This is a genomic window from Kribbella sp. NPDC049227, from assembly GCF_043197265.1.
Lineage (GTDB): Bacteria > Actinomycetota > Actinomycetes > Propionibacteriales > Kribbellaceae > Kribbella.
The window spans coordinates 282564-300384 of record NZ_JBICST010000011.1; the positions used below are offsets into that span (position 1 = coordinate 282564).

A 17821-nucleotide genomic window follows, 5' to 3' on the forward strand; every position below is an offset into this window, starting at 1 on the left:
GGTGCTCGAACACCTGATCGGCCGGGTCTGGCTGTACTCGCACGATCCCGACCCGGACGCGATCCGCCCGTCGGTCGCGGTGATCGCCGACGACCGGGGCAGCGTCCTGATCGACGCCGGCAACAGCCCGGAGCATGCCCGCGAGATCCAGGCGGCGATCGCAGCCGCCGGTCTGCCCGCGCCACGGTGGTTGGTCTACACGCACCACCACTGGGACCACACGTGGGGCGCATGCGTCTGGCCGGACGTCACCGTGGTCGCCCACTCGTCCGCGGTGCCGATCCTGACCGCCGAAGCCGAACGCCCGTGGAGCCATCGCTACCTCCACGACCAGGTCAGGGCCAACCCGAAGCTCGGCCCCAGCTTCCGGGCCCGCGCCCTCGCCGTACCCGACTGGACCGACTTCCGCATCGTCGTCCCCGGCCGGACCTTCGACGACACCCTCACCCTGCCGACTGGCGTCGTACTGCGTCATGTCGGCGGCAACCACGCCCCGGACTCCCTGGTGGCCGTCGACTCCGGCGTCATCCTGCTGGGCGACTCGTTCTATCCGCCGCCCTTCCATCTGCGCGGCCCGGAGGACACCCTCGACCACGCGCTGGTCAGGCGCCTGTTGTCCGAAGGGCACGACTGGTACGTCGACGCGCACTCGCCGCCGCGCCGCCGGTCCGCCGCGCTCGCGGAGTCCGGCTAGCGGACCTGCGCGGCAGGCGCTCGGACCGGCCCTCTAGGCTGGGCGGGCGATGAAGAGTTTCGAGGAGCTGTTTGCCGAGCTGGGTGAGAAGGCGGCGACGCGGCCGGAGGGATCCGGGACCGTGGCGGCGCTCGATGCCGGCGTGCACTCGATCGGCAAGAAGCTGGTCGAGGAGGCCGCCGAGTCCTGGATGGCCGCCGAGCACGAGGGCAAGGAGCGGGCCGCGGAGGAGCTGTCCCAGCTGATCTACCACGCCCAGGTGATGATGCACGCGCTCGGCCTGGACCTCGACGACGTGTACCGACATCTGTAGGAACCCCTCCGACAGTCACCGGTTCACTTCAGAAAGGGCAGTCCCATGCTGCGCGTCGCAGTACCCAACAAGGGCTCGCTGAGCGAAGCCGCCACCGAGATCCTCACCGAGGCCGGCTACAAACAGCGCCGGACCACCAAGGACCTCTCCCTCACCGACGCGGCCAACGAGGTCGAGTTCTACTACCTGCGTCCCCGCGACATCGCCGTGTACGTCGGCGAGGGCACGCTGGACGTCGGCATCTCCGGCCGTGACCTGGTGCTCGACTCGCACGCCGACGCCGAGGTGATCATGGAGCTCGGCTTCGGCAGCTCCACCTTCCGGTTCGCCGGTCCGCCCGGTGCGGCCGACTCGGTGAAGGACCTGGCCGGCAAGCGGATCGCCACGTCGTACGCCGGGGTGCTGCAGGACCACCTGGCCGAGAACGGCGTCGACGCGTCCGTGGTCCGCCTCGACGGGGCGGTCGAGTCGGCCGTCCAGCTGGGCGTCGCGGACGTGATCGCGGACGTCGTCGAGACGGGTACGACGCTCCGCCAGGCCGGACTCGAGGTCTTCGGCGAGCCGATCCTCAAGTCCGAGGCGGTGCTGATCAAGCGGCACGGCGTGGAGACTCCGCCGAACGGCATACAGCAGCTGGTACGCCGCCTGCAGGGCGTCCTGATCGCCCGCAACTACGTGATGATGGACTACGACATCCCGGCCGAGGCGGTCGACGCGGCCACCGCGGTCGCACCGGGGCTGGAGTCGCCGACGGTCTCGCCGCTGCACCGGCAGGGCTGGGTCGCCGTCCGCGTGATGGTCCAGCGGGCCGACGCCCAGCGGCTGATGGACCAGCTGTGGGAGGTGGGCGCGCGTGCCATCCTCACCACGGACATTCACGCCTGCCGGATCTGACATGACCGCCGCCGATCGGCTGTTCACGTTCCATCCGCGGATCGTGGCGCTGATGTCCGGCGTGATGGGGTTGTCGCTGATCGCGGTGTTCGGCGTGATCTGGTTCCGGCTGCCGGGTGACGCCCGGGAGTCGTTCAGCTGGTTCCAGCGGCTGACGTTGCTGGCGTTCTTCGGTGCGGTGCTGTGGATCCTGTACCGGATGACGACGCTGCGGGTGACGGCGTACCCGGACCGGCTGCACATCCGCAACGTGTTCAAGTCCTACACGCTGCGCTGGTCCGAGGTGACGGCGCTGCGGTTCCGGCCGGGCGACGCGTGGCTCCAACTGTTCGATGCCGACAGCAACCGGATCGGCATCCTCGCGGTGCAGGCGGCCGAGGGGCCCCGAGCGAGCCGGGCCGCTAAAGAGTTGGCGGCCGTGGCCCGCGAGCACGGCGCCGGGCCTAGACCGATACCCGGAACGTAGTCGTGTGCGACTCGCCGGGCTTGAGCACCACCAGGTCGTGCCCGGTGATGAAGGCGTTCGGCGGGCAGGTCATCGGTTCGACGGCGAGCGCCGTACGCCCGATCGCGTCGCCGGTGTAGAGCTGCAGCCACGGGGTGTCGCTGGTCAGGACGGACTTGTTGCCGGTGTCCGGATCGGTCAGCGTCACCGACCACGAGCCGCCGCCGAGCCCGGTGAAGGCGTTGTCGATGTCGAGCGCGCCGATCGCCCGCCCGGTGTGGAAGTCGTAGGGCGATCCCTGCACCGGCGACAGCCCGATCGGTGTCATCTGCTCCGGCGACACCTCGAGCCATTCGCTGGCACTGAACTCGAGCACGCACTCGTCGATCGCCCGGCCGACGCTCAGATACGGATGCGTCCCATACCCGTACGGCGCATCGCTCGCGCCGATGTTGGTCGCGGTGGCGGTCACGGTGAGTCCATCGGCCAGGCGGTAGGCGAGGCGGAGATCGAGCTGGTGCGGGTACCCAGGCTGGCCGTGCAGCCGGTGACCGGCCTCGACGACCGCGGCGTCGGTGCCGTCGTCGACGCGTTCCCAGTTGGCCCAGCGGGTGAGCCCGTGGATCGCGTTCCGCCGGGCCGGCTCGGTCAGGGAGAGCTGCTCGTCGGCGCCCTGGAAGGTGTACTTCCCGTCCGTGATCCGGTTCGGCCACGGGAACAGGTGCTGGCCGATCCCGGCGTGCGCCGGCTCGTCCTCGCCGTACCCGAGCACCACCTGGCGGCCGTCGTACGTGAGCCCGCGGAGACCGCCGCCCACGCTCACCACGGTGGCGGCGTACCCGCCGGATCGAAGCGTCCACTGCTCACCGGACGGACGTACCTGTGTGCTCATGGACCCATCCTGACAAATTCTCGGGGCGTCCTGTCCATAGGTCGCGCGCCCGTTCGTAGAGATGCTGTACACACGCTGACAGGAGGTTCCACTGTGAAGTATCTGCTCTTGATCAACGCCGGTGAGCTCGACGTGAGCGGCGGAGTGGTCGGCTGCGAGCCTGAGGACTGGATGCGGTTCGACAAGGAGATCCAGGACGCCGGAGTCGTGGTCGCCGCCGAGTCGCTGGCCGATCTGGTCACCGCGACCCGGGTCCAGGTCGCCAACGACGGCCAGCGCACCGTGACCGACGGGCCGTACGCCGAGACCCGGGAGGTGCTCGGCGGGTTCTACGTGATCGACGTACCGGATCTGGACGTGGCGCTGGACTGGGCCGCCAAGTGTCCGGGGTCGAGGGGTGGCGGATCTGTCGTGGTGCGGCCGGTCGCGGAGTTCTGAGGATGGACCAGGTCGAGGAGGTGTTCCGCGAGGAGCGCGGCCGGTTGCTGGCCGCGCTCGCCCGGCGCTTCGGCGACCTCGACCTGGCCGAGGAGGTCACCTCCGAGGCGATCGAAGCGGCGCTGGTGCGGTGGCCGGTCGACGGGGTCCCGCCGAATCCGGGCGGCTGGCTGATGACCACCGCGCGGCGCAAGGCGGTCGACCGGTTGCGGCGCGACCAGGTGTACGCCGCCAAGCTCGCCGTACTGCAGGTCGACGCGGACCGCGCCGACCCGGTCCCTTCGGCCGATGGCGGGCTACCGGATGAGCGGCTCGAGCTGTTCTTCACCTGTGCGCATCCGGCCCTGGCCGCCGAGGACCGCGGTGCGTTGACGCTGCGCTGCCTCGCCGGACTGAGTACGCCGGAGGTCGCGCGGGCGTTCCTCGTGCCGACCGCGACGATGGCGAAGCGGATCGTCCGGGCGAAGACGAAGATCCGCGAGGCCCGCATCCCGTTCCGGGTGCCCGGCCCGGACGAACTGCCGGAGCGGCTGCCCGGGGTGCTGCAGGTGATCTACTCGGTCTTCACCGAGGGGTACGCCGCCAGCTCCGGCCCGTTCCTGCAACGGCTCGACCTGGCCGAGGAGGCCATCCGGCTGGCCCGGATCCTGCACCGTCTGCTTCCGGCCGAGCGCGAGGTCACCGGCCTGCTCGCCCTCATGCTGCTGGTCCACGCCCGCCGTGACGCGCGCAGCGACCCCGCCGGCGAACTCGTCCTGCTCGAAGACCAGGACCGCAGCCGGTGGGATCGCGAGATGATCGCCGAGGGCCGCGAGTTGGTGGTCGCCGCGCTCACCGGCGGCCCGGCTGGACCGTACGCCGTCCAGGCCGCGATCGCCGCCCTGCACGACGAGGCGCGTGACTTCGCCGGCACCGACTGGCCCCAGATCGTCGCCCTGTACGACGTCCTGATCGCGATCGACCCGTCTCCGGTGGTCGCGCTCAACCGCGCCGCCGCGGTCGCGATGCGCGACGGTGCCGAGGCAGGTCTGGAGCTCCTCGACGATCTGTCCGACGCGCCACGCCTGCAGCACTACCACCCCTACGCGCTGGCCCGCGCCGACCTGCTGCACCGGCTCAACCGGTTGCCGGAGGCAATGATTGCGTACAAGCAAGCGCTCGAGCTGGCCGGGTCGGAACCCGAACGGGCTCACATCCGTGATCGTCTCGACGACTGTCGGCGGGCAGTGCAAGACTCGTCGGCATGACGACGGTCTTCGAGGCTGCGGGTGGGACAGAGGGAATTCTCCGGCTGGCGCACGCGTGGCATGAGCGAGTGATGGCGGACGAGGTCGTGAGCCACGCGTTCAGCCACGGGTTCCGCCCGGATCACACCGAGCGGCTGGCGGCGTACTGGAGCGAGGCACTCGGCGGGCCGGCGGCGTACTCCGGGATCTACGGGGACGAGACGTCGGTGGTCCGGATCCACAGCGGGAACGGCGAGCACGACGAGATGAACCGCCGGGCGGTCGACTGCTTCGACGAGGCGCTGCGCGATGCAGGTCTCGCCGGGGACGACCGCCTGCGCGGGGTGCTGCACGACTACTTCGCGTGGGCGACGTGGAACACGATGTATCACCACTCCACCGACGAGGTGGCCGAAGGCATGAGCATTCCGCGCTGGTCCTGGGACGGTCTGGAGGGGCCGTGACCGACCGACTCGCGAGGATCGCCCGGGGCTGGGACGAGGCAGCCGCCGGCTACGAGGTGTACTTCGTCCCGCGCTTCGCGCCGTGGGTGCGGACGGCGGTCGACGCCGTCGGCGACGTACCCGACGGCCCGATCCTGGTGCCGTGCTGCGGCACGTTCCCCGAGCTCGACCTGCTCGCCCCACGCTTTCCCGGGCGGAGGATCGTCGGCATCGACCTGTCGGCCGGGATGGTGCGGCTGGCCCGCGAACGCGCGGCCCGGCTGCCGGACGCCGACGTCGAGCTCGTCCAGAGCGACGCCGCGGCTCTCGATCCACGCTGGTTGGGCTTCTGTGCAGCCGTCGTTTCGGTCTTCGGCCTGCAGCAACTGCCGGATCCGCGATCCGCTATCGCCTCGTGGTACGACGCCCTTCGTCCGGGCGGCCGCCTGTGCGTCGTCTACTGGCCTGATGTCGCGGAGGAAACCGGTCCGTTCGCCCTCCTCGACTCGGTCGTCGGAGACGACGCCGGACGTCCCTGGGAGGACGAACTCGTCCCGGCCCTCGCCGGCGCGGAGATCGAGCGGGACGAGATGGTCTCCCACCCGATGACCCACCCGGACGCGGCGACGTACTTCGATGCGGTTCACCGGGCCGGGCCGATGCGGGCGCTCGCGCTGGCGCGTGGCGACGACTACATGGCGGAGCTACGGGTGCAGTACCTCGATCACGCACCCGTGGGGGAGTGGACCCACCATCCCCGAGCCCGGCTGATCGTGGTCAGGAGGCCGCCGAGTCGTGCGGCGGGAGTGCCACCGACTTCGGGATGATCTCCAGCGCCGGGTCGTGCGGGAGCGCCGGGTCGCCGTCGACGATGACGTGCGCGCGGGAACGGGTCTCCTGCTCGGCGAAGTGGTCGCGCTCCCAGCGCATCCATTCCAGCCAGTGATCGCGCAGGGCCTCGCCGTCGCGGGCGATGCCACGGTCCAGCCGGACCTCGTTCGAGGTCTCGACCCACAACCGCAGCGACTGCCAGCGGTCGGCGTCGCGGTCGCACGAGGTGACGCCCTCGACCACGAGCAGTTCGACCGTGACCGGGACGACGTGGAGTTCGGCGTACGCACCGAGGTGCCAGTCGTAGCGGCGGTACCGGCCCTCGCGGCCGTCGGCGATCCGCTGCAGTACGTGGTCGCGGAGCAGACCGAATCCGCGGACGGCTCCGGTCCAGCCGTCGTACAGGTCGTCCATGTGGATGATGCCGGTGCGCAGTCCACGGGCCTCGGCCCGGGCCTGGATCTTCGCGGCGAGGCTGGTCTTGCCGGAGCCGGCCGGTCCGTCGACGCCGATCAGCCGGGTCCGGCCGAGCCGGGGTGGTGCGGCCTGGACGTTGTCCAGCAGAGCGTCGATGGTCAGGGGGGCGAGAGTGCCGTGGTCAGCGGCGATGTCAGTTGATTCCATGGCGTTTCAAGATGTCCTCGATCTCGTCGAACTCCGACGATTCCTGCTGCTTCGCCTTCGACCCCTTGGCCGGCTTGGCAGCTTTGGCGGGAGCGGCCGACGCGGGTGCGGGACCCGTGGCGGTCAGCTCACCCGCGGGCGAGGCGGGCTTCTTCTCGGCTTTGGGTGCCTTGACTGTGTCGCCACGCCGGCCCTTGGCCACCCCGGAGACGACGTACAGCACGACCGAGACGCCGAACAGCGCGACCCCGGACCACACCGTGGGGGAGAAGATCAGGTGCGTGACCCAGCTGACTGCCGACCGGACCACGTCCCAGACGAGCTCCAGCAGGCCGGTCAGGTAGAGCGACACCGGCAACAGGGACCAGGCCACTCCACGCGTCCCGGCCGCCGCCCCGCGGCGCCGCCAGGCGGTCCACGAGCCGATCAGGCCGAGCAGGGTCAGGCCCACACAGAACGGCAGCAGCGTCAGATCGTTGAAGTCAGGCACATACCCAGGCTCGCACAGTCCGGCGCGGAACCAAGAGGGGAAGAGCCCTGACACCACCCTGAAACACCGCTCCGGGGACAATGACGGGGTGCAGCCTCCACAACGCCGACTTGCCTTCACCGGGTTCGACAACGACGACGGCTCGGCCGACCCCGCACTGGCGCGCGCGCTCGCGGAGCGTGACCACGGGGCGACCCTGGCGGCGCTGACCAGGGCACGGCTGCTGGTGCCCGTGGTGGCGATGCTCGGCGAGGTCGAGTACGACGAGAACGGGCTGGCACACGACAAGACCTCGGACATGGCGGTCGCGCTGCTGCAGGGACAGGACGGTCGCAACGCACTGCTCGCCTTCACCGGCACCGAGAGCCTGACCCGCTGGAGCCCGGACGCCCGGCCGATGCCCGCGCAGGCCCAACTGGTCGCGACCGCGGCGATCCAGGAAGGGGCCGCCGCGATCGTCCTCGACATCGCCGGTCCCGCGACCGGAGTGATCGAGACCGACGACGTACGGCGCTTGGCCGCCGGCCTCCAGGTGGTACGCCTGGAAGACGGCGGCTTCGCATGGATCGAGTCAGCCGACGGGTGAACTGAGCGCGTCCATCGGCTTCGACCGGAGCGCGATCCGGCCGGTGATCGCGGTGGTCGGCAGCACCAGCAACAGGACCACGGCCACCCAGGCGAGCAGGATCCAGGCCGGGCCGGACGGGATCGGCCAGCCGCGCGTCGCGACCGCGATCGGGAGCACGGTGAACGCCGCTGCGATGAGCCCGAGGACGAGACCGAGTGCTGCGATCACGAGACCCTCGAGGGTCAGCATCCGGCTCACCTGCCGTCGCGTCGAGCCGGTCAGCCGTTGCAGCCCGAACTCCCGCCGCCGGTCCAGGACCGCGACCGCGATCGTGTTGATCGACGCGATCGCCGTGTAGCAGACGGCGATGCCAGCCAGCAGGTACGCGATCCAGGCGTCGACCCCGAGGCCGGCGTCGTACCCGGAGGCCAGCAGTTCCCGGCCGCCGACGCTCGATCCCGGCCACTCCGACAGGACCATCGACTTCATCGTGGCCTCCTTGTCGTGAGTCTTGAGGAGCAGTTGGCTGGGGAGTCCGGTCGTGGTGTGCGACGCCAGCAGTGCGGCGGGCAGCAGGATCGACTCGTAGCCGGACGGGCCCTTCGCGAGGGCGACGACCTTGAGCTTGACCAGAGCGTCGTCGCCCAGGCGTACCCCGATCTCCGATCCCACGTCGACCTTCAGCTTCTTCGCCGTACCGGGCGGAAGCGCCACGGTGTCGCCGGTCAGGTCATCGAGCGAACCCTTCGTGACCTCTCCCTTGTAGACCGGTCCGCTCAGGCCGAGCAGCGGCCACGCATCACTGGTGTGCGAGGTGTCGTACGGCTCCTCGATCCAGCCCTTGCTGCGGACCAGTTCGGACACCGCGGTGACACCGGGCAGAGACCCCGCACTGTCGGTCAGCGAGGCGGGGATCCCGCCGGACGTGCTGGTCACGACGACATCCGCGGCGAGGTTGTCGCTGTACGCCTCGACGGCCGCCTTCTGCTGCGTGGTCTGCGCGTAGATGTTGCCGAGAGCAATGGTCGTGGCGATCGTGATCGGGATCAGGATCGCGGCGAACTGGACGGCCCGGACCCGCAGGTTGATCACCGCGAGAACTCCGCTGGTCCCGCGCTTCTCGATCAGCGCGGTCAGCCGTGGCACGAGTGCCCGCTGGATCACCAGCGGTGCAAGGATCGCGACCGCGATGGACCCGGTCAGACCCGCCGGCCCGCCGATCGCCGCAGCGTTGGTGGGACTCATGAAGAGCGTGGACATCGCGATCGACACCGTCGCCCCCGCGAACACCGCGCCGATGATCAACCGGACGCGTCCCAGTGCGACCTCCGGTACGGCGGCCTCCGCCAGCGCCTGGATCGGCCGGATCCGAGCCGCGCGTCCGGCGGCGAAGCCGACCGTGATCCGCAGGACGGCGAAGGTCAGCAGAGCCGCACCCGCGAACGGCAGCGGACCCTGGTCGAACTGCAGTTGCGACGGCACGATCCCGCCATCGGCCAGCATCCCGAAGATCCAGTCACAGGCGAACCGGCCGCACAGCAGTCCGAGGACCAGGCCGATCACGCCGACCACCATCGTCTCGGCGATCACCATCTTGCCGACCTGCCGCGGCGTCGCGCCGCTGGCCCGCAGCAGCGCGAGTTCGCGCCGGCGTTGCCGGACCGACAGCCCGATCGTGGCCGAGATCACGAGTGCCATCACCACGGCCACCATCCCACCGAAGACGCCGGACATGATGATGAGCGGAAGACTGGTCGCGATCCCGCTGTACTCCGCGACACCGCGGTCGTCCCCTGCGTACGCCCGGACGCCGTCGGGTAGGCCGAGTCGCTTGGCCAGGTCACGCGCCGAGGTCCCGGCAGCCGGGAACACACCGATCGCGTCGACTCCAGGAGCCAGTTGGGCCGCATCCGCATCGGCGAAGAACACCGACGGTACGTCGACCTGACGTTGAGCGGCCGCGATTCCGGCCAGGGTGAAGGTCTGGGGCCGGCCGTTGACGGTCACGCTGATCCGGTCGCCGGGCTTGGACGCGCCGGCCAGGCGCTGATCGAGCACAACCTGGCCCGTCTGCGGCGCCTGACCCACGGTCAGTTGGTACGGCGTCAGAGGCGCGGACGACCAACCATGTCCGGCGAGTGCATCCGTGCCGGCAGTGATGACGGCCGGGAACGAGCGATCCGCGATCGCCTGCGCGACTCCCGGCGTACCGGCGAGCTTGTCCGCCAGGTCGGCGTCGACGCGGTGGCGCTCGGGGAACGCGGCCGAGCCGGAACCGTTGGGCGGGTGGTACGCCGGGTCGCCGGTGACGACGACGGGCGCGGCGGCGAGGCGCTGGGGTGGTGCGTTGAGCCGGAGGCCGGTCTCGAGCAGGCCGCCGGCCGCGCTCAGCAGGGCGCCGCCGAGCAGGACTGCGACGAGGATGGCGAGGAAGGCAGCAGTCCGGTACCGCAGGGTGGTGATGGCGAGGCGGATCATGATTCAGGTCTCCGACGGTGAGTAGCGGCCGGCGCTGAGCTGGGCGAGCTCCGCGGCGACGGCCTCTGCGGTGGGGTGGACGGTCTCCGAGACGATCCGACCGTCGACCAGGAAGACGACGCGGTCGGCGTACGACGCTGCGACCGGGTCGTGGGTGACCATCACGACGGTCTGCCCGAGTGCGCCGGCCTGGTCGCGAAGGAGTGCGAGAACGTCGAGTGCGGTGACCGTGTCCAGCGCGCCGGTCGGCTCGTCCGCGAACGTGATCGCGGCGCGTCCCGCCAGTGCCCGGGCGATCGCGACCCGTTGCTGCTGACCACCGGACAGCTCGCTCGGCCGGTGCCGGGTGCGGTCACCGAGCCCGACCCGCCGGATCACCTCGGACACCCATGCCTCGTCCGGCGATTTCCCGGCCAGCATGAGCGGCAGTACGACGTTCTGCCGGACGGTGAGGGCCGGCATCAGGTTGAAGGACTGGAAGACGAAGGCCACGTGCTCGCGCCGCAGCTCGGTCAGAGCGGTCTCGTCCAGCCCGCGCAAGGATCGTCCGGTCAGCTGGACGTCGCCGGACGTCGGAGCGTCGAGGCCGGCGGCGCAGTGCAGCAGCGTGCTCTTGCCGGAGCCGGACGGGCCCATCACCGCGGTGAAGGTGCCGGCCTCGAAGCCGTAGGTGACACCGCCCAGCGCGGTGACCGCGCCGGGACCGGTGCCGTACACCTTGCGGACGTCGGTGAGCTGGACCGGGGCGCTCATCGGGTGACCAGCACATCGGTCTTGCGGTAGTAGGACTCGTTGGTCCACCACACGATGGCGACGACCAGGCCGAGGCCGATGTCCGACCACAGCCACCACGGCCAGTCGAAGTGACCGAAGGCGGCCAGGACGACCCAGATCACGAACTGTACGACGCAGGTAAGCAGCCAGACGGCGCTGACCGCTCGCAGCGCGACGCTGAGACCGCGGGGCGGGAGCGCGTCGGCCATGCCGTCGAAGACCTGGTGGAGGTCACCGCGGGTGCGGGCCTCGAGCAACAGGTCCTGCCGGTCGCCGGCCTGCGGCGGGGTCAAGGTGCCCTTCCGGACGGCCCGGTCGAGCTTGGCGACGGCGGTACGGCGGTCGTTCTCGCTCAGGTCGACCTGGTTCGGCAGCAGCAGCGGTTCGAGCATGGTGTTCATCGGAGGATTCCTCTCGAGGGTTTGCCCTGACGGGGTTTGTCCCGACGGCTTGTCCGGACGAGAAACAGCGTATGGGTTGAACAGTTTCGTCCGCCCGGTGCTCAGGACCCGTTTCAGGGGTGGTGCTAGCACCCCTCTGGGCAGGGGCCGTGATGCGCGAAGATGGAGGGCATGACCGAGGGCCGCGGGGAGTTGCCGCCGGGGCTCGCCCTGTCCTGGGGCGTGCAGCCGGTGCAGCGGCGCGGGCCGAAGCCGGCGTTGTCGGTCGAGCAGATCGTGGCGACCGGGATCGAGTTCGGCGACAGTCACGGGTTCGAGGCGGTGTCGCTCCAGCGGATCGCGGCCCGGCTCGGCGTGAGTACGAACGCGATGTACCGCTACGTGCGGTCGAAGGACGAGCTGATCGTGCTGGTCCAGGACAAGGCTGTCGGTCCGCCGCCCGAGCTGCCGCCCGGCTGGCGGGAGGCCGCGACCGCGTGGGTCACCGCGCAGGTCGAGCTGTACGCCGAACGCCCCTGGCTGCTCGACATCCCGATTCGCGGCGCGCCCGTGACGCCGAACGTCATGCGCTGGATGGAGGCGATGCTCCAAGCCCTCGACGGCACTGGACTCAGTCAGCACGACATGCTCGGCTGCCTGATGCTCCTGGACGGATATGCCCGCAACTACGGCGTTCTGGCCCGGCAGCTCGGGGCCGCCGTGGACACGCCCGTCCAGGCCGAGCAGGTCGGCCGGTTCCTGGTGCCGCGGCTGATGGAGGGTGGCTACCCGATGCTGACCGCGCTCTACACCAATCAGGAGTACGAGGACGGCCTCGACGACGACCTGGAGTTCGGGCTGACCCGGATCCTGGACGGCATCGAGGTCCTGATCAACCGCAGGTCCTAAGGCAGGACGATCCGGACGGGACCGTTGGCGCGCGCGGCGACCCACCGCCGGTGGAATTCGCTGCCGGGGGCAACTTCCGGACGACGGTGCGGCTCCGTGCGCAGGTTGGCCGGTGCCGTGAGGGTGCTGGTCGCCGGTTGCGCCTGTACGCCTTTCGCTCGTGCCTCGGCGATCACGTCCGCGAGGGCCTGTGCGGCCGGCTTCCGCTGGTGGTCGACGGTGAACAGACCCAGGTCGTACTCGCGGTCAGGGAAGTCGAGCAGCCTGCGGTCGATGTCGTGGGATGACCACCAGGTGACGCCCCACAGTGCCGGGTTCTGGATGACCAGGTCGACCGTCCGCCGGGTGAACTCGGCCTGAAGGTCCACCGGGATGTCCGGCCCGGGTACGCCGATCTCCTGCAGCCACACGGGTCGTCGTGGGTCGAGCGAGGTCGCCGCGGCCAACTCGACCAGGTAGTCCGCGTGGCTGAGTGTGGCCGGCCCGAGGGGACCGTCCACTCGTGAGACCCCGTTGAAAACCCACGAGTGGACAGTGCTCAGGTCACCCAGTTCCACGACATCAACGGGGTGGAACGGGTGGTCGGCCTTGTACCAGGCGTCGTCGAAGACCGAGTGCAGTGCGAGTACGTCGGGTGCCGCCTTCTTCAGCGTGGTCAGCAGGTCCTGCGCCCAGCCGGTCGACGTCTCCGGGGTGGTCGCGCTGTCCGGCCAGAGATTGTTGACCTCGTTCCCGAGCGTGATCGCGAAGACGTTCGGCCGGGTCGCGACCGCGCGGCCGACGGTGTCGACGTACGTCGTCAGGCCGTCGCGAACCACGGGATCCTCGAACAGGCTGGTCTTGTGCCAGGTCAGGACCCAGGACGGCAGGAAGTCGAAGCTGGACAGGTGGCCCTGGATCAGGTCGACCGCCACGGTCAGCCCGTGCTCGGCGGCGGCGTCGATCGTGTCCAGGAGATCCTCGATCGCCTGCTCACGGATGATCGCCCGGTTCGGCTGGATCCATGGCCAGACCGGGAACACCCGGACATGGTCCAGCCCGATCCCGGCCAGATCCGCGAAGTCCCGCCGTACCGCGTCGCCGTCGTAGTCGAGCCAGCTGTAGAACCACCCGGCCGACGGAACGTGGTTCGCACCGAACCGGGGCGTGACGGGATCCGAGAGCATACAGAGGATGCTAAATCGGTTTAGGGCGTAGCGCCAAGTTTACGCCGGGGGAGCGGTGGACTCGCGGACGGTGAGGACCGGGTCGGCGGTGCGGCGGTTGACGATCCGGGTGGGATCGGCGATGACCTCGAGCAGTACCTCGGCCGCCTGCCGCCCGAACTCGAAGGTGTCGCGCGACAGCGCGGTCAGTGCCGGGTGCATCAACTGGGTCAGGATCGAGTCGTCGAAGGCCACGATGGACAGGTCGCCGGGCACCGAGACGCCCATCTCCATCGCCACCCCGAGGCCGGCCACCGCCATCACGTCGCTGTCGTAGACGATCGCGGTCGGCCGGTTCGCCTGGGACAGCAGCTTGCGGGTCGTCGCCGCGCCTTCGGCGTCACTGAAGTCCGTGGTCAGCGACGGCGCGTCGACCAGGCCGAGTCGCGGCGCCGCGTCCCGGACGGCCTTGATCCGGCGCACGGTGTGCTGGAACAGCGGCGTACCGGCGACGTGGGCGATCCGGCGATGGCCGAGGGCGGCCAGGTACTCCACGATCGACAGCATCGCGTCACGGTCGTCGGCCCAGACCGAGGCGAGCGCGCCCTTGCCGCCGCGTCCGCCGATCACCACGGCCGGCAGTTCGAGCGCCTTCAGCTCGTCGATCCGCGGGTCCTTGACCTTCAGGTCGACCAGGATCACGCCGTCGACCCGGTGCTCCGAGGCCCACCGGCGGTACACCTCGACCTCGGTCGCCGTGTCCTCGACGATCAGCAACTGCAGCGAGATCGACTCCGCGGACAGGCCGGACTGCACGCCGGACAGCAGGTGCGCGAAGAACGGCTCCACGCCGAGCGTGCGGGCCGGCCGGGCGATCACCATCCCGACCGAGTCGACCCGGGACGCGCCGAGCGCCCGCGCCGCACTGTGCGGCCGCCAGCTCATCTGTTCGGCGATCTTCAGGATCCGCTCCCGGGTCGCGTCACTGACCCCCGGCCGCCCGTTCAGCGCGAACGACACCGCCCCCTTGGACACACCCGCGCGGATCGCGATGTCGGCGATCGTCGGTCTGGCCATCTGGCACCTCCTCCACCCTTGACAGCGGATTCTACGATGTGGATAGTGCAGGAGCTATACCGGTTTATCAAACCCAGGAGAATCCATGCGTAGAGGTCGTCTGGCTCCGGTGGCAGCTCTTGCCGCCGCGGCTCTCACTCTGGCCGGTTGTGGCCTCGGCTCGTCCGACGACTCCAGTAGTAGCGGCGCCAAGCCGACCGTCGACGCCAATGCCCAGGTGACCGGCGAAGTGAGTTTCCAGACCTGGGCCCTGAAGCCGAAGTTCACCTCGTACGTCGAAGGTGTGATCAAGGCGTTCGAGGCGAAGTACCCGGGCACCAAGGTGACCTGGCTGGACCAGCCGGGCGACGGCTACGACAAGAAGGTGCTGAGCCAGGCGTCGGCCGGTCAGCTGCCCGACGTCACCAATCTCCCGCCGGACTTCGCGCTCTCGCTGGCCAAGCAGAACATGCTGCTCGACGTCGCGGCCGCCGACCCGAAGATCAAGGACGAGTACGTCGAGGGCGGCGTCCAGGCGTACCAGTACCAGGGCATGGACGGCACGTTCGGCTATCCGTGGTACCTGAACACCGACATCGACTACTGGAACGCGACCAAGTTCGCCGCGGCCGGGCTCGATGTGAAGAACCCGCCGAAGACCTTCGACGAACTGCTCGCGGCCGCCAAGGTGATGCACGACAAGACCGGCGGCAAGGAGTACCTGATGAGCCGGCTGCCCGGCATCGGTGACTTCACCAACGCCGGCGTGAAGATCCTGTCCGACGACGGCACGAAGTTCGTCTTCAACACCCCGGAGGCCGCCGCGCTGCTGGACAAGTACCGCGACGCCTACAAGGCCGGCTACCTGCCCCGCGACATCCTGACCCAGGAGTACCTGGGCAACTCCAAGCTCTTCACCCAGGGCAAGGTCGCCTGGACCACCGGCGGCGGCAACGCGATCCAGGACTTCCAGAAGGACAACCCGTCGCTGAAGGGCAAGGTCGTCCCGTCGCCCGCGCTGGACACCCCGCCGCTGTACGTGCAGGGCCTGTCGGTGTCGGCCAAGACCAACAACCAGGCGGCCGCGATCGCGCTGGCCCGCTTCGTCACCAACGCCGAGAACCAGGCCGCGTTCGCCAAGATCGTGAACATCTTCCCGTCGACCAAGGCGTCCGCGTCCGACCCGTACTTCTCGAAGAGTGACGGTACGCCGGAGAGCGACGCCAAGGTGCTCGCGTTCGAGTCGCTGGCCAAGGCGAAGGTGCTGCAGCCGCCGGTGATCAGCGGCGCGACCAACGACTTCATCGGTCAGCAGATCTCGCTCGCGATCGCCGGCAAGATGTCGTCGCAGGCGGCCCTCGACGCGGCGGTGGCGAAGGCCAACCAGCTTCTCACCCAGTAATGCGGTACAACCGTTGGTTCACCCCGTGGGTGCTGGTGATCCCAGCACTCACGTGGTTGCTGGTGTTCAACCTGTGGCCGTCGATCAACACCGTCATCCTGTCGTTCACGAACGCCAGGCCGATCGGCGGCGGCACCTTCGTCGGGCTGAAGAACTTCGAGACCCTGCTGCACGACGAGCAGCTGCGCTGGGCGTTGCTGAACAGCGTCATCTACATGGTGGTGTGCCTGCCGTTCCTGACCGTCTTCCCGCTGCTGCTCGCCGTACTGGTGGAGAAGAAGCTGCCCGGGATCACGTTCTTCCGGACCGCTTTCTACACGCCGGTGGTGGCCTCGGCCGTGGTGGTGGCGCTGATCTGGCAGTGGATCCTCGACGATCGCGGTCTGGTCAACGGACTGGCCGAGAAGCTCGGGGTCATCTCCGGTCCGTTGCCGTTCCTGTCCGACCAGTGGTTGTTGTTGCTCAGCGCAATCAGTCTGACGATCTGGAAGGGGCTCGGGTACTACATGATCATCTACCTGGCCGCCCTCGGGAACGTCGGGCGTGAACTGCACGAGGCGGCCGCGGTCGACGGAGCGGGACCGGTCCGCCGGTTCTTCTACGTGACCGTGCCGGGGGTGCGCGGGACGATGATCCTGATCTCGATCCTCATCTCGGTGTCGGCGCTGCGGGTGTTCTCGGAGTTGTTCATCCTCAGTGGTGGCAAGGGCGGTCCCGGTGGCCGGGACAACTCGGTCGTGATGCTGATCCAGCAGTACAGCCAGGGCTTCGAGGGCAACCTCGGGTACGCGTCGGCGCTGTCGATCGTGCTGTTCTTCGTCACCGTCGTACCGATGCTGGTGCTGGCCCGCCTGAACCGTCGAGGAGCGGAAGCATGACCACAGTGACTGATCCGGTGCGGCCTGTGGTCAAGGAGTCTTCGGGTCCTCCGGCCGGTCGCCGTCGCGGATCCTTCGGGTTCAACACCGTCTCGCCACGGGAGAAGGTGGTCCGGTACCTGCTGCTCGTGTTCGTGCTGCTGATCACGATCGGGCCGTTCCTGTGGCAGCTGTCCACGTCGCTGAAGGGATCCGGGGAGGACATCTACACCCGGATCCCGAAGCTGCTGCCGGCCCAGCCGACGTTCGACCACTACAAGGCCGTGACCGACACGATCCCGGTCTGGGACTACGCCCGGAACTCGCTGGTCGTCGCCGTACTCGTGGTCGGCGGCAATGTCCTCGGTGCGTCGCTGGCCGGCTTCGCGTTGTCCCGGTTGCAGTTCCGCGGCCGCAAGTTGGTGCTCGGGCTGTTCCTGGCCACGCTCGTCCTGCCGGGTGAGGTCACGATCATCTCGCAGTACGTGACGGTGCGGGAGTTCGGACTGGCGAACACGCTGTTCGGCGTCGCGCTGCCCGGCATGATCGGCGCCCTGAACGTGCTGCTGATGTACAACGCGTTCCGGTCGCTGCCGATCGAGGTCGATCACGCGGCGATCGTGGACGGCGCGAATGCGTGGCAGCGGTTCGTCTACATCGGGCTGCCGTCGGTGCGCGGAACCATCAGCGTGGTGGCGATCTTCGCGTTCATCGGCGCGTGGGACGACTTCCTCTGGCCGCTGATCGTGCTCACCGACCCGGACAAGTACACCCTGACCGTCGGACTGCAGTACCTGTCCGGCACGTTCAGCAACAACCCTCGCCTCATCGCCGCGGGCACCATGATCGCCTTCATCCCGATCGTGATCGTCTTCGCGACCCTCCAACGCTTCTTCTTCAAGGGCGTCGAAGAAGGCGCCGTCAAGGGCTGACCTTCCTGTCAGTCAGCATGATCGGGTAGG

21 protein-coding genes are annotated in these 17821 nt (G+C 69.2%); 13 read left to right on the forward strand and 8 right to left on the reverse strand.

Features of this window, described 5'->3' with window-relative positions:
• The first annotated feature begins 1 nt into the window (after position 1).
• From ACGFH6_RS42290 to ACGFH6_RS42305, 4 genes are read left to right on the forward strand one after another with little or no spacing between them, the layout of a single operon-like run.
• On the forward strand, positions 2-694 hold the full coding sequence (locus tag ACGFH6_RS42290) for an MBL fold metallo-hydrolase (RefSeq protein WP_393396548.1): 693 nt from the start codon (positions 2-4) through the stop codon (positions 692-694).
• Between the two features lie 49 nt (positions 695-743).
• Complete coding sequence (locus tag ACGFH6_RS42295; protein WP_393396550.1) at positions 744-1007, forward strand: phosphoribosyl-ATP diphosphatase; 264 nt, start codon at positions 744-746, stop codon at positions 1005-1007.
• A gap of 45 nt (positions 1008-1052) precedes the next feature.
• A complete protein-coding gene (hisG, locus tag ACGFH6_RS42300; RefSeq protein ID WP_393396552.1) occupies positions 1053-1901 on the forward strand; it encodes an ATP phosphoribosyltransferase in 849 nt (282 codons plus the stop codon).
• A 1-nt stretch (position 1902) separates the two neighbouring features.
• Entirely contained in the window at positions 1903-2367 is a 465-nt protein-coding gene (locus ACGFH6_RS42305) for a PH domain-containing protein (RefSeq protein WP_393396554.1), read from the forward strand.
• On the opposite strand, the gene ACGFH6_RS42310 is transcribed toward ACGFH6_RS42305, so the two are convergent.
• Positions 2345-3238: an aldose 1-epimerase family protein gene (locus ACGFH6_RS42310; RefSeq protein WP_393396556.1), complete on the reverse strand. Its 894-nt coding sequence runs from the start codon at positions 3236-3238 to the stop codon at positions 2345-2347. The two genes, ACGFH6_RS42305 and ACGFH6_RS42310, sit on opposite strands and share 23 nt — an antisense overlap.
• Before the next feature lie 93 nt (positions 3239-3331).
• Between ACGFH6_RS42310 and ACGFH6_RS42315 the strand changes: the two genes are divergently transcribed.
• From ACGFH6_RS42315 to ACGFH6_RS42330, 4 genes are read left to right on the forward strand one after another with little or no spacing between them, the layout of a single operon-like run.
• The gene (locus ACGFH6_RS42315; protein WP_393396558.1) at positions 3332-3676 is read left to right on the forward strand and encodes a YciI family protein; all 345 of its coding nucleotides are present in this window, start codon (positions 3332-3334) and stop codon (positions 3674-3676) included.
• Positions 3677-3678: 2 nt separating this feature from the next.
• Positions 3679-4923, forward strand: a complete 1245-nt coding sequence (locus ACGFH6_RS42320) for an RNA polymerase sigma factor (RefSeq protein WP_393396560.1) — start codon at positions 3679-3681, stop codon at positions 4921-4923.
• Positions 4920-5366, forward strand: coding sequence for a group II truncated hemoglobin (locus ACGFH6_RS42325; protein ID WP_393396562.1), 447 nt, complete (start codon positions 4920-4922; stop codon positions 5364-5366). The genes ACGFH6_RS42320 and ACGFH6_RS42325 overlap by 4 nt, the downstream gene beginning before the upstream one ends.
• The gene (locus ACGFH6_RS42330) at positions 5363-6172 is read left to right on the forward strand and encodes a class I SAM-dependent methyltransferase (protein WP_393396564.1); all 810 of its coding nucleotides are present in this window, start codon (positions 5363-5365) and stop codon (positions 6170-6172) included. Before ACGFH6_RS42325 ends, ACGFH6_RS42330 begins: the two co-directional genes overlap by 4 nt.
• Here ACGFH6_RS42330 and ACGFH6_RS42335 read toward each other — a convergent pair.
• Positions 6123-6800 carry a uridine kinase gene (locus ACGFH6_RS42335; protein ID WP_393396566.1) on the reverse strand — a complete coding sequence of 226 codons (678 nt, stop codon included), beginning with the start codon at positions 6798-6800 and terminating at the stop codon, positions 6123-6125. The genes ACGFH6_RS42330 and ACGFH6_RS42335 overlap by 50 nt on opposite strands.
• Entirely contained in the window at positions 6787-7290 is a 504-nt protein-coding gene (locus ACGFH6_RS42340) for a hypothetical protein (RefSeq protein ID WP_393396568.1), read from the reverse strand. The genes ACGFH6_RS42335 and ACGFH6_RS42340 overlap by 14 nt, the downstream gene beginning before the upstream one ends.
• Positions 7291-7378: 88 nt before the next feature.
• Here ACGFH6_RS42340 and ACGFH6_RS42345 point away from each other — a divergent pair, with 88 nt between their 5' ends.
• Positions 7379-7876, forward strand: coding sequence for an SseB family protein (locus ACGFH6_RS42345; protein ID WP_393396570.1), 498 nt, complete (start codon positions 7379-7381; stop codon positions 7874-7876).
• On the opposite strand, the gene ACGFH6_RS42350 is transcribed toward ACGFH6_RS42345, so the two are convergent.
• The 3 genes from ACGFH6_RS42350 to ACGFH6_RS42360 are packed head-to-tail and all read right to left on the reverse strand — an operon-like array spanning position 7862 to position 11511.
• Positions 7862-10336: an FtsX-like permease family protein gene (locus ACGFH6_RS42350; RefSeq protein ID WP_393396572.1), complete on the reverse strand. Its 2475-nt coding sequence runs from the start codon at positions 10334-10336 to the stop codon at positions 7862-7864. The genes ACGFH6_RS42345 and ACGFH6_RS42350 overlap by 15 nt on opposite strands.
• Before the next feature lie 3 nt (positions 10337-10339).
• Positions 10340-11089: an ABC transporter ATP-binding protein gene (locus ACGFH6_RS42355; protein WP_393396574.1), complete on the reverse strand. Its 750-nt coding sequence runs from the start codon at positions 11087-11089 to the stop codon at positions 10340-10342.
• Complete coding sequence (locus ACGFH6_RS42360; RefSeq protein ID WP_393396576.1) at positions 11086-11511, reverse strand: DUF1707 domain-containing protein; 426 nt, start codon at positions 11509-11511, stop codon at positions 11086-11088. Before ACGFH6_RS42360 ends, ACGFH6_RS42355 begins: the two co-directional genes overlap by 4 nt.
• A 171-nt stretch (positions 11512-11682) precedes the next feature.
• Between ACGFH6_RS42360 and ACGFH6_RS42365 the strand changes: the two genes are divergently transcribed.
• Complete coding sequence (locus ACGFH6_RS42365; protein ID WP_393396578.1) at positions 11683-12399, forward strand: TetR/AcrR family transcriptional regulator; 717 nt, start codon at positions 11683-11685, stop codon at positions 12397-12399.
• Here the strand turns inward: ACGFH6_RS42365 and ACGFH6_RS42370 are convergent.
• Together ACGFH6_RS42370 and ACGFH6_RS42375 are read right to left on the reverse strand one after the other, a co-directional pair.
• Entirely contained in the window at positions 12396-13565 is a 1170-nt protein-coding gene (locus ACGFH6_RS42370; protein WP_393396580.1) for a glycosyl hydrolase, read from the reverse strand. The genes ACGFH6_RS42365 and ACGFH6_RS42370 overlap by 4 nt on opposite strands.
• Positions 13566-13604: 39 nt before the next feature.
• Positions 13605-14621 (reverse strand): LacI family DNA-binding transcriptional regulator, encoded by a 1017-nt coding sequence (locus tag ACGFH6_RS42375; RefSeq protein WP_393396582.1) that lies wholly within the window; start codon positions 14619-14621, stop codon positions 13605-13607.
• 85 nt (positions 14622-14706) lie between these two features.
• On the opposite strand from ACGFH6_RS42375, the gene ACGFH6_RS42380 reads away from it, so the two are divergent.
• From ACGFH6_RS42380 to ACGFH6_RS42390, 3 genes are read left to right on the forward strand one after another with little or no spacing between them, the layout of a single operon-like run.
• Positions 14707-16002 carry an ABC transporter substrate-binding protein gene (locus ACGFH6_RS42380; protein WP_393396584.1) on the forward strand — a complete coding sequence of 432 codons (1296 nt, stop codon included), beginning with the start codon at positions 14707-14709 and terminating at the stop codon, positions 16000-16002.
• Positions 16002-16880 (forward strand): carbohydrate ABC transporter permease, encoded by an 879-nt coding sequence (locus tag ACGFH6_RS42385; RefSeq protein WP_131516111.1) that lies wholly within the window; start codon positions 16002-16004, stop codon positions 16878-16880. Before ACGFH6_RS42380 ends, ACGFH6_RS42385 begins: the two co-directional genes overlap by 1 nt.
• Entirely contained in the window at positions 16877-17791 is a 915-nt protein-coding gene (locus ACGFH6_RS42390; protein WP_393396587.1) for a carbohydrate ABC transporter permease, read from the forward strand. Before ACGFH6_RS42385 ends, ACGFH6_RS42390 begins: the two co-directional genes overlap by 4 nt.
• Positions 17792-17821: the final 30 nt, after the last annotated feature.

Coding starts and splice junctions, on each gene's coding strand:
- ACGFH6_RS42380 (WP_393396584.1), top strand. CDS start 14,707: ATGCGTAGAGGTCGTCTGGCTCCGGTGGCAGCTCTTGCCGCCGCGGCT.
- ACGFH6_RS42325 (WP_393396562.1), top strand. CDS start 4,920: ATGACGACGGTCTTCGAGGCTGCGGGTGGGACAGAGGGAATTCTCCGG.
- ACGFH6_RS42375 (WP_393396582.1), bottom strand. CDS start 14,621: ATGGCCAGACCGACGATCGCCGACATCGCGATCCGCGCGGGTGTGTCC.
- ACGFH6_RS42360 (WP_393396576.1), bottom strand. CDS start 11,511: ATGAACACCATGCTCGAACCGCTGCTGCTGCCGAACCAGGTCGACCTG.
- ACGFH6_RS42390 (WP_393396587.1), top strand. CDS start 16,877: ATGACCACAGTGACTGATCCGGTGCGGCCTGTGGTCAAGGAGTCTTCG.
- ACGFH6_RS42305 (WP_393396554.1), top strand. CDS start 1,903: ATGACCGCCGCCGATCGGCTGTTCACGTTCCATCCGCGGATCGTGGCG.
- ACGFH6_RS42370 (WP_393396580.1), bottom strand. CDS start 13,565: ATGCTCTCGGATCCCGTCACGCCCCGGTTCGGTGCGAACCACGTTCCG.
- ACGFH6_RS42355 (WP_393396574.1), bottom strand. CDS start 11,089: ATGAGCGCCCCGGTCCAGCTCACCGACGTCCGCAAGGTGTACGGCACC.
- hisG (WP_393396552.1), top strand. CDS start 1,053: ATGCTGCGCGTCGCAGTACCCAACAAGGGCTCGCTGAGCGAAGCCGCC.
- ACGFH6_RS42310 (WP_393396556.1), bottom strand. CDS start 3,238: ATGAGCACACAGGTACGTCCGTCCGGTGAGCAGTGGACGCTTCGATCC.
- ACGFH6_RS42295 (WP_393396550.1), top strand. CDS start 744: ATGAAGAGTTTCGAGGAGCTGTTTGCCGAGCTGGGTGAGAAGGCGGCG.
- ACGFH6_RS42350 (WP_393396572.1), bottom strand. CDS start 10,336: ATGATCCGCCTCGCCATCACCACCCTGCGGTACCGGACTGCTGCCTTC.
- ACGFH6_RS42320 (WP_393396560.1), top strand. CDS start 3,679: ATGGACCAGGTCGAGGAGGTGTTCCGCGAGGAGCGCGGCCGGTTGCTG.
- ACGFH6_RS42335 (WP_393396566.1), bottom strand. CDS start 6,800: ATGGAATCAACTGACATCGCCGCTGACCACGGCACTCTCGCCCCCCTG.
- ACGFH6_RS42385 (WP_131516111.1), top strand. CDS start 16,002: ATGCGGTACAACCGTTGGTTCACCCCGTGGGTGCTGGTGATCCCAGCA.
- ACGFH6_RS42365 (WP_393396578.1), top strand. CDS start 11,683: ATGACCGAGGGCCGCGGGGAGTTGCCGCCGGGGCTCGCCCTGTCCTGG.